This window comes from Yoonia maricola (assembly GCF_002797915.1).
GTDB classification, from domain to species: Bacteria; Pseudomonadota; Alphaproteobacteria; order Rhodobacterales; family Rhodobacteraceae; genus Yoonia; species Yoonia maricola.
Genome location: NZ_PGTY01000003.1, coordinates 130,508 through 143,867 on the forward strand (window position 1 = coordinate 130,508; position 13,360 = coordinate 143,867).

A 13,360-nucleotide genomic window follows, 5' to 3' on the forward strand; every position below is an offset into this window, starting at 1 on the left:
CATTCTAATTGTCTTTATTCTATTCGTGAGGGTTCCAACACAAACCTCATTCAAACAAGGCAAAGTGACTGGTGTCACAGCTCACACGACAGAATACGGCACACGCCAACACATTGGCGTTATTTTTGACGGGCAGAACCAGTCTGCGGTAGCGCGTGGGCAACTTCACCGTCCAGCAACCGACGATATTGTTTGTTTGCGCGAAACCACATATTGGCCATTTGATCAGACTAGGCTGTCCCTCGTCGCCAATCATTTTTGTGAGTAGCGGCAAATGCGACGTCAATCGTCGATTATAGCCTAGCGGCACCGCACCTTTGGGCGCATAGCTCAACCCATGCGAATACTCCTCTCCTTCGCGGCGCTTTTCATGTCGGTCGCCCTGTTGCAACTATCGTCGGGGGGCGTTGGCCCGCTTGATGCGCTCACTGGATTGGAGCTTGGTTTTTCCCAAGCACAAGTCGGCTTTCTGGGCTCTGCCCATTTTGTAGGTTTTTTCATCGGCTGCTGGTGGGCGCCGCGTCTGATGGGCAGTGTCGGTCATAGCCGGGCCTTTGCCACGTTCACCGCGATGGGGGCCATTGGGCTGGCGGCCCATGTGGTCACGACCGATCCATATATGTGGGCGTTCTTTCGCATCGGATCAGGCATTTGCGTGGCAGGTTGCTACACTGTGATCGAGGCGTGGTTGCAGGCCAAAGTGACCAATGAAACGCGCGGGCGGGCCATGGCCAGCTACCGCATCGCGGACACCAGCGCGTCCTTTGTCGCACAGTTCATGATCGGCGCGCTGGCAAACCTTGAAACCTATATCGCCTATAACATCCTGACGATACTATGCTGCGCCTCTCTGTTGCCGCTGGCGATAACCCGTATGCCGCAACCGGAAACGCCCAGCGCCACACGGCTGCGCCCTGCCCTTGCCTGGGCCTGCTCCCCGCTGGCTGTCGCCGCTGTCTTGGTCGCTGCCCTTTCAAGCGCGTCTTTCCGTATGGTTGGCCCGATCTACGGCCAAGAGGTCGGCTTGACTGCGAACCAGATTGGGTCTTTCCTTGCGGCCTTTGTGGCGGGCGGCGCGATTGCACAATATCCCGTGGGCTGGTTGGCCGACAAATACGACCGGCGTTGGGTGATGATCTGGCTGTCGGTCGCGGCGGTCGTGTCATGCACTTTCACTGTCGCGACAGCAGGGCAAGGGACCGTACTTATTCTCACGGCAGCGTTCTTGTTTGGTCTAACGACCTTTCCAATATACTCGGTTGCAACGGCCCACGCACATGACTTTGCGACATCAGATCAGCGGGTCGAACTCTCAGCCGCCTTGATGTTTTTTTTCGCCGTCGGTGCGATTGCAGCACCTTTTACAACGTCGATACTTATCGAGGTCTTCGGGCCAGCGGCGCTGTTTTACGTTGTCTCAGCCGGTCACGTGCTTTTGGTTGTCTTTGGCTTGTCCCGCATGCGAGTGCGTAAAGCGCCCAAGGACAGGACGCGTTATGTCTACGCGCCCCGCACCAGCTTTGGCATTGGTCGTTTGCTGAAACGCAGCCGAGAACGCTAGAACTTGTAGAGCATTGCGATCCGTGTCGTTGTCACCGCATCGGTAAAGGTATTGTCCATGATATCACGGATAAATTCGCCCCGCAGCGTCAGGTTTTCAGACACATCACGGTCCGCACCAATGCCAAAGTTGAAACCGCCCGCAGTGTCGTCATCAAAGTAATACTCGGTCACGCCACCGGACAAACGGAATGAATATTCCGCCCAGTCATAGCTGGCCCAACCCCGCACACGCGCTGTGTCATAGTCGTTACCGCCCATAACGCGAAATCCATATTCGGCCTCTGCACCAACCCCGAAGAGCCCTGTGTCAAAACCAATGCCAGCGATACCAGAGGCCACACTTTGTCCATCACCCGCGTGCGGGTAATGATATTCAACCCCGACACCCAGATAAGTGTCCTGCGCGCTAGCAGCAGAGCCGAGTGTTGCGGCGATAATAAAGGCGATCAGGCGTTTCATGGGTGCTCTCCTCATTGTTTGGGGTATTGCAGCAGGTTTAGCGCTCTGCAGGCGAAAACGCCAGTCCGTCAGCAACATCTGGCATATGCCCGCCCACCCCGCTAGATAGGCTGCAAATCTGCAAGGACGAACGTTATGGCCCGCCATCTGATTACATCTGCCATTCCCTATATCAACGGGATCAAACACCTTGGCAATTTAGTGGGCAGCCAGTTGCCCGCCGACCTTTACGCCCGCTACCTGCGTCAGCGCGGGCATGAGGTGTTGTTTCTGTGTGCAACTGATGAACACGGCACGCCTGCGGAACTCGCGGCAGCAAAGGCAGGCAAGCCAGTCGCGGAATACTGTGCCGAAATGCACGAGGTACAGGCCAAGATCGCGGATGGGTTCCGCTTGTCCTTTGACCACTTTGGTCGCTCTTCCAGCCCGCAGAACCACAAGCTGACCCAAGCCTTCGCCACCCGGCTAGCCGAAGTAGGTTTGATCAAGGAAGTCACCGAAGAACAGGTCTATTCCGTGGCCGACGGTCGCTTTTTGCCGGATCGTTATATCGAAGGCACCTGCCCGAATTGCGGGTTTGAAAGCGCGCGCGGCGATCAGTGCGATAATTGCACCAAGCAGCTTGATCCAACCGACTTGATTAACGCCCACTCCACCATTTCTGGTTCGACAGAATTGGAGGTGCGCGAGACCAAACACCTCTACCTGCGTCAGTCCGAACTGAAAGATGATTTGGCCGCCTGGATCGACAGCAAGAAAGACTGGCCGATCCTCACCACGTCGATTGCCAAGAAATGGCTCAACGACGGTGACGGCCTGCAAGACCGTGGTATCACCCGCGATCTCGATTGGGGCATTCCGGTCAAGCAAGGCGACCAGACTTGGCCCGGCATGGAGGGCAAGGTCTTCTACGTCTGGTTCGACGCCCCCATCGAATACATCGCCTGCGCACAGGAATGGGAAGACGCCGGTAAGGGGTCTGATTGGGCCAGCTGGTGGCGCACCGATCAGGGTGCCGATGACGTCACCTATACCCAGTTCATGGGCAAGGATAACGTACCGTTCCATACCCTGTCTTTCCCAGCCACTATTCTGGGCAGTCAGGAACCATGGAAACTGGTCGATTACATAAAGTCGTTCAACTACCTCAACTACGATGGCGGCCAGTTCAGCACCTCGCGTGGACGCGGCGTTTTCATGGATCAGGCGCTGGAGCTTTTGCCTGCAGACTATTGGCGTTGGTGGCTTTTATCGCATGCGCCGGAGTCTTCGGACGCGGAATTCACCTGGGAAAACTTCCAGACGGACGTGAACAAGGACTTAGCCGACGTTCTGGGCAATTTTGTTAGCCGGATCACTAAGTTTTGTCGCTCAAAATTCAGCGAAGCTGTGTCAGAAGGCGGCGTATACGGGCCTGCTGAAGAACAGTTAATCGCGGACCTGACGGCCCGTATCCGCGCCTATGAAGGCCATATGGATGCAATGGAAGTCCGCAAATCAGCTGCTGAGTTGCGCGCCATCTGGGTGCTCGGCAACGAATATCTACAAGCCAATGCGCCATGGACAACCTTTAAAACCGACCCCGAAACAGCGGCGATGCAAGTGCGCCTCGCGCTGAACCTGATCCGCATCTACGCGGTGCTGTCGGCAGCGTTTATTCCCGATGCGTCCAAATCGATGATCGACGCGATGCAAACGGATGATGATAGCTGGCCCACAGATGTCGCTGCTGCGGTCGAGGCCCTGCCCGCAGGGCACGCCTTTACCGTGCCCGAGAACCTGTTCCGCAAGATCACCGACGAAGAGCGCGAAGACTGGTCCGCACGCTTTGCCGGAACACGCGATGCAGGGGAATAAGCCATGATCATCGGTCACATCGGCGCGCGCGCAGGCAGCAAGGGCGTGCCAAACAAGAACTTTCGGATGCTCCATGGCAAGCACCTGATTGACTGGTCACTGGATCAGCTGCTCGCATCGGACCGGGTTGATCACGTGGTAGTGTCAACCGACTCGCCCGAGATGTACGAACATGGGCTGAAGCGCGGATGCCTTGATATCGGGCTGCGCCCCGCGAAACTGGCGACGGATACGGCAGCGAAATGGGACGTCTGGCAGCATGCTTTGGGCGAGGTTGAGAAACAGACAGGCCCCGCCAAGGCGTTCCTTGATCTTGACTGCACGTCCCCCTTGCGCCTGCCCGAAGATATCGAAGCGGGCCTTGACCTGTTTGAGGCAGAGCAACCCGATATGGTGATGTCATGCTGCGAGAGCCGTAAGAACCCATATTTCAATATGCTGGAAAAAGATGCGAGTGGCGCATTGCAGGTCTCAAAGCCCCTGCCCCACGGTGTTGTCGCCCGCCAACAAGCACCGATGGTCTATGACCATGTGGGGCTGGTCTATGTGGTCAAGCCGTCCTATCTGCGCACAGCGTCAAAGCTGTTTGAGGGGCATGTCATCCCGCTGATCGTACCGAATGAACGCAGCCTTGATGTGGATAGCCCATTTGATTGGGACGTGATCGATTACTTGCTGGGCAAACAGATTGCAGACGGGCTGCGCGACCCGGCCTAACGCCATCCCTGCCAGGGCTTGAGTGCCGCCTGCTTGGCCGCAAAGCTGGCCATCAGGGCATCACGATCATATTCATTTTTGATCCAATCTGTGATGGCGACAGGCGCTTGGCTGTTGCGCGCGGCATAGACATCAAGGAAATGATCCAGAATACCGGTCGATGACCGCCGGATGTGCAGATACCGAAAACTCAGCTGTTTGCGCGCCACCTCAACCGATTGTCCCTGATGAACCATAAGATAAAGCGCGGCCACCAAACCTGTACGGTCAGCGCCGGATTTGCAGTGGATCAGAACCGGGCGTTCTATTGTGTTGAAAGCATCCAACACTTTTATCAACTGTGCCCGCTTTGGCGCTTTGCGTGCTGACATCTGGATGGTCACCAGCGTCAGACCCAATTTCGCGCAGCTTTCGACCTCAAACAGATAATGCGGTTGTTCCGCGACCCCGCGTAGGTTCAGCACCGTTTTGATGCCCATACCCGCATAAGCCTTGAACCGTTTGTGATCGGGGTGGTTGGACCGATAAACGCCCTCGCTGACCTTTTCGAAATTATGCCAGAAGATCCGGAAAATCCCGTGATCCAGCCAACGCACATGCCAGTAAGATTTTTTACGCTCGTTCGGATCGGTGATGTCATGCCCGAAAGACTTGCGCAGTTCACGCTCTTTGCGGTCCAAGGCTTTGTATATCTTGCGGATCATGAGGGGCTCATTCTTGACGTCGTTGTGTCACTTGGACCATGTGTATCCGCATTGCAATGGGCCTGATCCAATTGCCCCTAAGCGTGAAACCTCATAGACACGCAGCATTTACAAATGCAGGAGACCCACCATGGACATCGCTGGCCGCAAGATAGGACCTGAATACCCGCCGCTGGTGATTGCAGAGATCGGGATCAACCATGGCGGCGATCTGGAGGTGGCCAAGAACATGGTGCGCCTTGCCGCTGGCGCAGGCTGTGAGATGATCAAGCACCAGACACATATCATCGCTGATGAAATGACCGAAGAGGCCAAGCAGATCTTTCCGCCCAACGCAGATGTCTCGATCTGGGATGTGATGGAAGCATGCGCCCTGTCGTTGGAGGAGGAGGCAGAGCTGAAACGCTATACCGAAAGCCTTGGCATGATCTGGATTTCGACGCCGTTTTCGCGCGCGGCGGCAGACTTCCTGAATGACCTTGATGTGCCCGCCTTCAAGATTGGGTCGGGTGAGGCCGACAACCTGCCCTTGATCCGCCACATCGCGCGCATGGGCAGGCCGGTGATCATGTCAACGGGAATGCAAAGCATTGAAAGTATCCGTGCATCGGTGGCTATCTTGGATGAAGCAGGGATTGAATATGCACTGCTGGAATGCACGAACCTCTATCCTTCCCCTCCGGAAATCGTTTCGCTGCAAGGTGTGACGGATCTGAGAGCCGCTTTCCCGAATGCCGTTGTCGGTTTTTCTGATCACTCAATCGGACCAGAGATGGCGCTGGCGTCTGTCGCACTGGGTGCTTGTATCCTTGAGCGCCATTACACCGACACCCGCTATCGTCAGGGGCCGGACATTATCAACTCAATGGATCCGTCAGAACTGCGGCATATCATCGACCGATCCCGCGAAATCCATATCGCATTGCACAATCCCAAGCAGCGCACCAGCGCCGAGGAAGATGTTTATCGCTTTGCCCGTGCATCCGTGGTGGCAGATCGTGATCTGCCCGCGGGCCATGTGATTGCCGAGGCCGATATCTGGGCGCGTCGCCCCGGTTCGGGCGAGATAGCGGGCTATGACTTTGACAAGGTGATTGGCAAAACGCTGACCAAAGCTGTCACCCGCAACACCCAGCTGACGTGGGCTGATTTGGATGGCTAGGCCATTCACGTTCGTCTGCCTTAATCCGCGCAAGACAAAACGCGCAAGGATCGCCGCAGCGCTTGGCCCGTTGGGCACCATAGAGTGGCGGTTACTGCCCAAATTAGGGTTCTCTGATTGGCCCGAAACACATGCGCGCGCCGAGACAGCACTTCTGGCAATGCGGAGCAGCTATGCGCAGGGCCTGAAACGCCGTGCCCTGACCGCCCTATTACGCCTGCAATACAATGGCACCCGCCGTTATTTCGAGCGGCATAAAGATCACATCGCTGTGGCGTGGAACGGGCTGAACGGATCGCGCCGGGTCTATATGGATGCGGCCAAAGACGCAGGTGCCAAAACGCTGTTCTTTGAACTGGGCCCCTTCCCAGACCGGATCACGGTGGACCCCGCAGGTGTAAACTATGCCAATAGCCTGCCGCGTGTGGCCACACCTTACAAGGCTTGGGTGGCCCAAAGCAGCAAAGATACCGACGCTTGGCGCGCGCTGGGTGCGCGGATCAAACAACGCATGCCGGATCAGCCGCCTGCCCCCACTGCGGAGCTTCCGCCCCTGTCAGAACCCTTTGTCTTTGCCCCGCTGCAAGTCCCCGGTGACAGCCAGTTACGCTTGTTTGGCGGGCAGTTCCGTACCGTCCCAGCCTTTGTTGATGCCCTTATCGTGGCCGCCCAGGCCCTCCCTGATGGCTGGCACCTGCGCCTGAAAGAGCATCCCAGCACACCTGCCTTCGTTGCGGATATGCTGCGCGACGTCGATGCCCCGATTTACCTCGACAACACCACCGATACTTTTGCGCAGGTCGCAGCCAGCCGGGGGGTAGTAACGATCAATTCATCCGTAGGGTTGGAGGCGATGTTTTTTGACAAACCCGTCGTCGCCTGCGGGCAATGTTTCTGGGCGATCCCCGGCATGGCTGCGACCACCCCAGATCAGGCCAGCCTGACCGACGCAATGACCAAGGCTGCGGACTGGTCCTTTGATCCTGACATACGCAACGCGGTGATGAGCTTTCTTGATCAGGTCTATTACCCTGCGATCGACCAGACAGACGGCGATACCGCGACCCAGACCATCCTTGATCGGCTGCAAGGCACAGGACCATTCGCGACGGTACAGCGCGAACGAGAGGTGACAGTATGATCTGGCCCTTTGGTGCGAAAATCCCAAAACTCGCAACGCGGATCGCGATCACACCCCCGGAACCCGCAGCCAATCGCGCACCACTCGCCATCGTCCTGATTGCGAAAAACGAGGCCGCCCGCATTTGGGATTGGCTGGCTTTTCATGCCATCGCGGGGGCATCACATGTCATCCTGTATGACAACGGATCAACCGACAACACAGTCGAGATTGCACGCGCTTTCAAAGGGCTGGATATCACAGTTGTGCCATGGAAACTCAACGCGGCTGAATTCAAAACAGGTATGCGGCTGCATCAACAAAGCCTGGCCTATGCCCATGCGGTTTGCACCTATGGTCATCAGTTTCAGCGCATGGCCTTTATCGATACTGATGAATTTCTTGTGCCGCGCGAGGCACTGACACTGCATGCCGCCTTGGAAGGTTTGCCCTACCCCAACATTTCATTGCCGTGGACAATGTTTGGACACGACGGGCATGATATCACCCCGCAAGACGCGGTGCCTTTCGCCTTTCGCACGCGGGCACCTGTCAGCCATGGACCGTTGCTGAATTTCAAATGTATTGTTGATCCATGCGAGGTGACAATGGTGAACCCCCACCGCTTTGAGACACGCGGGATGACGCACCATACGGTCAATACCAAAGGCATCAAAGCTACAAACAAGGCACGCGGCGGCGATTTCGTTTGCCATGATATTATCCAGCTTAATCATTACTACCTGCTGTCAGAGCAGGAAATGTGGACCAAGATCAACGGATCAAGCGTGTCGCAGACAGCACAGGAACAACGCAAGCAGGCAATCCTGCAAAAACGCGATTTGATCGAAAGTGAGCCGATCATAGACAATGCAGCGGCGGACTTTCTCGCCCGGCACAACATCACCTCAACCGACGATTTGCGCAACGCATTTTGAGGCGCACAAAATGTCGCATTGGTTGGCTGTGCACTGTGGGTTGCGAGCCTCGAAAAAAGAACATAACATGAACAAATGGCCCGCCTCGATCTCTCTCAGAAGCTCGCGATCCTCAGTGACGCTGCCCGTTACGATGCCTCTTGTGCGTCGAGCGGCACGACGCGGCGGGATAGTCGGGATGGCAAGGGGTTAGGATCAACCGAAGGGTCCGGCATCTGCCACGCCTATGCCCCCGATGGGCGCTGCATTAGCCTGCTGAAAATCCTGATGACGAATTTTTGCATCTACGATTGCGCCTATTGCATCAATCGCGTGTCTTCCAACGTGCAACGCGCGCGGTTTTCGCCCGATGAGGTCGTCCAGCTAACGATTGAGTTTTACCGGCGCAATTATATCGAAGGGCTGTTCCTGTCGTCTGGCATAATCCAGTCACCCGACAAGACCATGGAAGACATGCTGCGCATCGCCAAGCGCCTGCGCGAGGTCGAGAATTTTCGCGGCTATATCCACCTTAAGACAATCCCCGATGCCGCACCTGAGTTGATCGAGCAGGCCGGACTTTACGCCGACCGTCTGTCCATCAACGTCGAACTGCCCACCGACAATAGCGTCAAAGCCTACGCACCGGAAAAGAACCCTGCCACCATCCGCAAAGCCATGGGTGATGTGAAATCACGCAAGGATGTGGCCGGAGAACGCAGCTATACTGGCAAACGCGGCAAGCGTTTCGTGCCAGCGGGGCAATCAACACAGATGATTATTGGTGCTGATGGGTCAACAGATGCAACGATCCTTGGCCAATCGACCCAGCTTTATGGGGAGTACAAGCTCAAGCGGGTATATTATTCAGCCTTTTCGCCTATCCCGGATGCGACAGCAAAGCTGCCATTGATCAGGCCGCCATTGGTCCGCGAACACAGGCTTTATCAAGCCGACTGGCTCTTGCGGTTCTATGGGTTCGGTGTTGATGAAATCACCGCCTCGCGCCCTGATGGCAACCTTGATCTGGAGGTTGATCCAAAACTGGCATGGGCCTTGCAAAACCGCGCCCAGTTTCCTGTGGACGTGAACCGGGCCAGCAAGGAAATGCTGCTACGTATCCCCGGCTTTGGGACCCGCACCGTAGGTCGCATCCTGTCCACACGCAGGCATCGCCGTCTGCGCTATGATGATCTGTTGCGGATGGGCGCGTCACTGAAAAAGGCCCGGGCTTTCATCGTGGCGGTTGATTGGTCGCCCGGTGGCCTGACCGACAGCGCAGGCCTGCGCGCGCGCTTTGCCCCGCCGCCAGAACAACTGAGCCTGTTTTGATGTATACCGTCCCCCTGCCCCGGATCGGCACCGATATCGCGTGGCGCGATGCAGCCAAACGGCTGATCGGTGCGGGTGTGTCGCCTGACAAGGTGCTTTGGGATTTTGATAATGAGATGGGGGAGCTTTTCGCGACGGGCACAACGCTCCCGCCTCTGACGCGGCGGATCAAAGCCCCCCAAAGCTTTGTTGAGATGGCCAATTGGGTGGTCTGGCACAAAGATCCGCAACGCTTTGCCCGGCTTTATGCGCTGCTGTGGCGGTTACGGCACCAGCCCGGCCTGATGCAGGACCGTGCTGATGCTGAATTGGCCAAACTACGTCAGATGGAAAAAGGGGTGCATCGGTGCAAGCACAAGATGAAAGCCTTTGTGCGTTTTCGTGATCTTCGTCAAAAGGGCGAAAGGCGTAGCTTTGCGGCCTGGTTCGAACCCACACATCATACGGTTGAACCGACAGCCCCCTTCTTTGCCCGCCGCTTTGCAGATATGGACTGGATGATCGCCACGCCGGATGTGACAGCACAATTCGTTGACGGCAATCTGTCGTTCCACCCCGGCCAGCCAAAACCCGACTTGCCAGAAGACGCGGCAGAGGCGCTGTGGGGCACATATTTTTGCAACATCTTCAACCCCGCACGGTTGAAGGTGAGCGCGATGACATCTGAAATGCCCAAGAAATACTGGAAGAACCTACCAGAAGCGCAGCATATCCAAGGGCTGATCGCCGGAGCTGAGGCGAAGGTGCAGCAAATGCGTGACAAGGCGCCGACGCTCCCGCCCGAACGCGCAGCAAAGATCAAACGACAATTGCGCGGTGATCAGGCAGAGGATTAAACGTCCCGCGTTGCGGTTCATAGTGATCTGGGCTTAAGTGCCTGCATGAGCGCATGATTTATGACGCAAAGGGGTTTTCCCGTGACGATCACCGTTTTTTTTGCCGTCATCGGAGCGGCCATATTGCACGCGGCATGGAATGCATTGGTCAAAGGCGGCGCTGACAAATTGGTGTCACTGACGGCAGTGATGTTCGGCCATACACCCTTTGCCATCGTAGCGATCCTGATCGCCCCGCCAATGGGGGTTGAAGCGCTGCCCTATCTGGCTGCAGGGATCCTGCTTCACCTCGGCTATCAGCTTTTTCTACTTTATTCTTATGGCGCAGGTGATCTGACCCAAGTTTACCCAATTGCGCGCGGGTCTGCGCCGCTCATCGTGGCTTTCGTATCAATCACGGTGCTTGGCGTGACGTTGAAAGGCACCGAATTGGTCGCCGTTCTGATCATTGGCATCGGTATCGTCAGCCTTGCTCTGGTGCGCCGCGCCGATGGGTTGCGAAATGGCAAGGCCGCAATGTTTGCGCTGATCACGGGCTGCTTTATCGCCGGTTACTCAATTGTCGACGGTATGGGCGCACGGGCGGGTGGCACGTCACTGGCGTATTTCGGGTGGCTGGCCATTGGCAACACGATCGCGCTAGGGGCGATCGTCGCAATGCGTGCGCCACAGACGTTTGGCAAACTTTGGCAGAATGGGCACAAGCTGTTCTGGTTGGGAGGCGGTGCGTCGTTTATCGCCTATGCGATTGTGACCTGGGCCTTCACACAAGCGCCCATCGCTCTGGTCACGGCCTTGCGCGAAACCAGCATCGTCTTTGCACTTCTGATCGGCGTCTTCTTTTTGAAAGAGCGTTTGGACCTGATGAAAGTCCTTTCCACCATGACCGTACTGATCGGGGCCGCCTTGCTGCGATTGGCGCGGCCCTAGGCGCCGCGCAGCCAGCGTGCAAATTCAGCCTCTGGCACGGTGTCATCGGCAAGGCCTTCCATCATGGAAACGACAGCTGCATCCGCGCCGTGGAAATCCACACCATTCAGATACAGAAACACGAATGCAGTCTGGAACGCAGTACGCTTATTGCCATCAATGAATGCATGCGCTTTGGCGATCCCAAACGCATAACCCGCAGCCAGTTCAAAGAGGTCAGGTTCGCCATAGGCCCAGAGATTCAAAGGACGGGCGCAGCCCATCTCCAGCAGGGCCGCGTCGCGCATGCCGGGTGTTCCGCCGTGGCGTGTGATCATCCGGTCGTGAATGGCCTTTACGGCAGCAAGCGGCACCCAACGGGGTGCAGTCCGCGTCATGCAAGCGCGTCCATCGCCTTGCTGAACCTACGGCCACCAATCTCGGCCGCTTCCATCGCATCAGCAAAATCGTCCTCGTGTCGCCGCAACGCTAGGCTGCCATCATCGGTGCGCACCAGATAGATGGTATCGCCTTCGGCCGCATCCAGCACGGCAAGCGCCTCTTTTGACAGGGTCAGAACAGCGGAATTGCCAACTTTGCGGATTTTGGTCTCGAACATGGTGTGTCTCCTGATCTGGCGTATATACGTATGTATAAACGCAAAATCAAGCTGGCCTTAGGTGTTGAACAAGAAGTGCATCACATCGCCATCCTTGACGATATAGGCTTTGCCTTCTGCCCGCATCTTGCCTGCTTCCTTGGCCGGTTGCTCACCGCCCAGCGAGACGAAGTCATCATAGGCGATCGTTTCGGCCCGGATAAAGCCGCGCTCAAAATCGCCATGAATGACACCGGCTGCTTGCGGCGCTGATGTGCCTTCCTTGATTGTCCAGGCGCGCGCTTCCTTTGGGCCGACGGTGAAATAAGTTTGCAGATGCAGCAGCTCGTAGCCTGCGCGGATCAACCGATCCAGACCCGCTTCTTCCAGACCCATTTCCTCAAGGAACATCTCGGCCTCATCGACCTCTAACTGGCTGATCTCTTCTTCAATCCGGGCAGAAATAACGACATGTGAATTGCCTTGGGCCGCAGCCATTTCAGCCACACGCGCCGATTGGCTGTTGCCTGTACCAGCGCTGTCTTCCTCGACATTACAGACATACAAGACCGGCTTTGTGGTCAGCAGTTGCAGCATCTTCCACGCTTTCGCGTCCTCTGCATCCACCTCAACCGTACGGGCCGGTTTACCGTTTTCCAACGCCACCTGCGCGGCCTCCAGCAAGCGCACCTGCTGCACAGCCTCTTTATCCCCACCGCGCACTTTACGCACAAGATTCTGCATCCGCTTTTCGATGCTTTCCAAGTCAGCGAGCATCAATTCGGTCTCAATAACCTCGGCATCTTCAACGGGATCAACGCGGCCTTCAACATGGGTGATGTCATCATCTTCAAAGCAGCGCAGTACATGGGCGATAGCGTCGCATTCGCGGATATTGGCCAGAAACTGGTTCCCCAACCCCTCGCCTTTGCTGGCGCCCTTAACAAGGCCCGCAATGTCAACAAAGGTCATCCGGGTCGGGATGATCTGTTTCGAAGACGCAATCGCGGCCAGCTTATCAAGCCGCGCATCAGGGACCGCCACGTCGCCGACATTGGGTTCAATCGTACAAAACGGAAAATTCGCCGCCTGCGCCGCAGCCGTCTTGGTTAGCGCATTAAACAAGGTCGATTTGCCCACATTCGGCAAACCCACAATACCCATCTTGAAACCCATCGCGGCTCTC

The 13,360-nt window shown here is 56.5% G+C and carries 14 protein-coding genes; 9 read left to right on the forward strand and 5 right to left on the reverse strand.

Annotation, left to right across the window (positions count from 1 at the left end; all coding sequences use genetic code 11):
- The first annotated feature begins 337 nt into the window (after window positions 1-337).
- Window positions 338-1,561: an MFS transporter gene (locus BC777_RS14875; protein ID WP_100368996.1), complete on the forward strand. Its 1,224-nt coding sequence runs from the start codon at window positions 338-340 to the stop codon at window positions 1,559-1,561.
- Here BC777_RS14875 and BC777_RS14880 read toward each other — a convergent pair.
- Window positions 1,558-2,022, reverse strand: a complete 465-nt coding sequence (locus BC777_RS14880) for a hypothetical protein (protein WP_100368997.1) — start codon at window positions 2,020-2,022, stop codon at window positions 1,558-1,560. The genes BC777_RS14875 and BC777_RS14880 overlap by 4 nt on opposite strands.
- Before the next feature lie 135 nt (window positions 2,023-2,157).
- Here BC777_RS14880 and metG point away from each other — a divergent pair, with 135 nt between their 5' ends.
- Window positions 2,158-3,879, forward strand: coding sequence for a methionine--tRNA ligase (gene metG, locus BC777_RS14885; RefSeq protein WP_100368998.1), 1,722 nt, complete (start codon window positions 2,158-2,160; stop codon window positions 3,877-3,879).
- Between the two features lie 3 nt (window positions 3,880-3,882).
- Window positions 3,883-4,596, forward strand: a complete 714-nt coding sequence (locus BC777_RS14890) for an acylneuraminate cytidylyltransferase family protein (protein ID WP_100368999.1) — start codon at window positions 3,883-3,885, stop codon at window positions 4,594-4,596.
- Here BC777_RS14890 and BC777_RS14895 read toward each other — a convergent pair.
- The gene (locus tag BC777_RS14895) at window positions 4,593-5,300 is read right to left on the reverse strand and encodes a phosphatase domain-containing protein (RefSeq protein WP_100369000.1); all 708 of its coding nucleotides are present in this window, start codon (window positions 5,298-5,300) and stop codon (window positions 4,593-4,595) included. The genes BC777_RS14890 and BC777_RS14895 overlap by 4 nt on opposite strands.
- Before the next feature lie 130 nt (window positions 5,301-5,430).
- Between BC777_RS14895 and BC777_RS14900 the strand changes: the two genes are divergently transcribed.
- The 6 genes from BC777_RS14900 to BC777_RS14925 all read left to right on the forward strand — a co-directional run bounded on the left by BC777_RS14900 (window position 5,431) and on the right by BC777_RS14925 (window position 11,597).
- Window positions 5,431-6,462, forward strand: coding sequence for an N-acetylneuraminate synthase family protein (locus BC777_RS14900; protein WP_100369001.1), 1,032 nt, complete (start codon window positions 5,431-5,433; stop codon window positions 6,460-6,462).
- Window positions 6,455-7,603, forward strand: a complete 1,149-nt coding sequence (locus tag BC777_RS14905; protein ID WP_100369002.1) for a capsular polysaccharide export protein, LipB/KpsS family — start codon at window positions 6,455-6,457, stop codon at window positions 7,601-7,603. The genes BC777_RS14900 and BC777_RS14905 overlap by 8 nt, the downstream gene beginning before the upstream one ends.
- Window positions 7,600-8,520 carry a glycosyltransferase family 92 protein gene (locus tag BC777_RS14910; RefSeq protein WP_100369003.1) on the forward strand — a complete coding sequence of 307 codons (921 nt, stop codon included), beginning with the start codon at window positions 7,600-7,602 and terminating at the stop codon, window positions 8,518-8,520. The genes BC777_RS14905 and BC777_RS14910 overlap by 4 nt, the downstream gene beginning before the upstream one ends.
- A 75-nt stretch (window positions 8,521-8,595) precedes the next feature.
- Window positions 8,596-9,831, forward strand: coding sequence for a putative DNA modification/repair radical SAM protein (locus BC777_RS14915; RefSeq protein ID WP_100369004.1), 1,236 nt, complete (start codon window positions 8,596-8,598; stop codon window positions 9,829-9,831).
- Entirely contained in the window at window positions 9,831-10,667 is an 837-nt protein-coding gene (locus tag BC777_RS14920; RefSeq protein ID WP_100369005.1) for a TIGR03915 family putative DNA repair protein, read from the forward strand. Before BC777_RS14915 ends, BC777_RS14920 begins: the two co-directional genes overlap by 1 nt.
- Window positions 10,668-10,748: 81 nt before the next feature.
- A complete protein-coding gene (locus tag BC777_RS14925) occupies window positions 10,749-11,597 on the forward strand; it encodes an EamA family transporter (RefSeq protein ID WP_100369006.1) in 849 nt (282 codons plus the stop codon).
- On the opposite strand, the gene BC777_RS14930 is transcribed toward BC777_RS14925, so the two are convergent.
- The 3 genes from BC777_RS14930 to ychF are packed head-to-tail and all read right to left on the reverse strand — an operon-like array spanning window position 11,594 to window position 13,350.
- A complete protein-coding gene (locus BC777_RS14930; RefSeq protein WP_100369007.1) occupies window positions 11,594-11,974 on the reverse strand; it encodes a type II toxin-antitoxin system death-on-curing family toxin in 381 nt (126 codons plus the stop codon). The two genes, BC777_RS14925 and BC777_RS14930, sit on opposite strands and share 4 nt — an antisense overlap.
- A complete protein-coding gene (locus BC777_RS14935) occupies window positions 11,971-12,195 on the reverse strand; it encodes an AbrB/MazE/SpoVT family DNA-binding domain-containing protein (protein ID WP_100369008.1) in 225 nt (74 codons plus the stop codon). The genes BC777_RS14930 and BC777_RS14935 overlap by 4 nt, the downstream gene beginning before the upstream one ends.
- Before the next feature lie 57 nt (window positions 12,196-12,252).
- Complete coding sequence (gene ychF / locus BC777_RS14940; protein ID WP_100369009.1) at window positions 12,253-13,350, reverse strand: redox-regulated ATPase YchF; 1,098 nt, start codon at window positions 13,348-13,350, stop codon at window positions 12,253-12,255.
- Between the last annotated feature and the right edge of the window lie 10 nt (window positions 13,351-13,360).

What these genes read in the sequence shown, in the direction of transcription:
- BC777_RS14875 (WP_100368996.1), top strand. Translation starts at nt 338, where the DNA reads ATGCGAATACTCCTCTCCTTCGCGGCGCTTTTCATGTCGGTCGCCCTG.
- BC777_RS14880 (WP_100368997.1), bottom strand. Translation starts at nt 2,022, where the DNA reads ATGAAACGCCTGATCGCCTTTATTATCGCCGCAACACTCGGCTCTGCT.
- metG (WP_100368998.1), top strand. Translation starts at nt 2,158, where the DNA reads ATGGCCCGCCATCTGATTACATCTGCCATTCCCTATATCAACGGGATC.
- BC777_RS14890 (WP_100368999.1), top strand. Translation starts at nt 3,883, where the DNA reads ATGATCATCGGTCACATCGGCGCGCGCGCAGGCAGCAAGGGCGTGCCA.
- BC777_RS14895 (WP_100369000.1), bottom strand. Translation starts at nt 5,300, where the DNA reads ATGATCCGCAAGATATACAAAGCCTTGGACCGCAAAGAGCGTGAACTG.
- BC777_RS14900 (WP_100369001.1), top strand. Translation starts at nt 5,431, where the DNA reads ATGGACATCGCTGGCCGCAAGATAGGACCTGAATACCCGCCGCTGGTG.
- BC777_RS14905 (WP_100369002.1), top strand. Translation starts at nt 6,455, where the DNA reads ATGGCTAGGCCATTCACGTTCGTCTGCCTTAATCCGCGCAAGACAAAA.
- BC777_RS14910 (WP_100369003.1), top strand. Translation starts at nt 7,600, where the DNA reads ATGATCTGGCCCTTTGGTGCGAAAATCCCAAAACTCGCAACGCGGATC.
- BC777_RS14915 (WP_100369004.1), top strand. Translation starts at nt 8,596, where the DNA reads ATGGCCCGCCTCGATCTCTCTCAGAAGCTCGCGATCCTCAGTGACGCT.
- BC777_RS14920 (WP_100369005.1), top strand. Translation starts at nt 9,831, where the DNA reads ATGTATACCGTCCCCCTGCCCCGGATCGGCACCGATATCGCGTGGCGC.
- BC777_RS14930 (WP_100369007.1), bottom strand. Translation starts at nt 11,974, where the DNA reads ATGACGCGGACTGCACCCCGTTGGGTGCCGCTTGCTGCCGTAAAGGCC.
- BC777_RS14935 (WP_100369008.1), bottom strand. Translation starts at nt 12,195, where the DNA reads ATGTTCGAGACCAAAATCCGCAAAGTTGGCAATTCCGCTGTTCTGACC.
- ychF (WP_100369009.1), bottom strand. Translation starts at nt 13,350, where the DNA reads ATGGGTTTCAAGATGGGTATTGTGGGTTTGCCGAATGTGGGCAAATCG.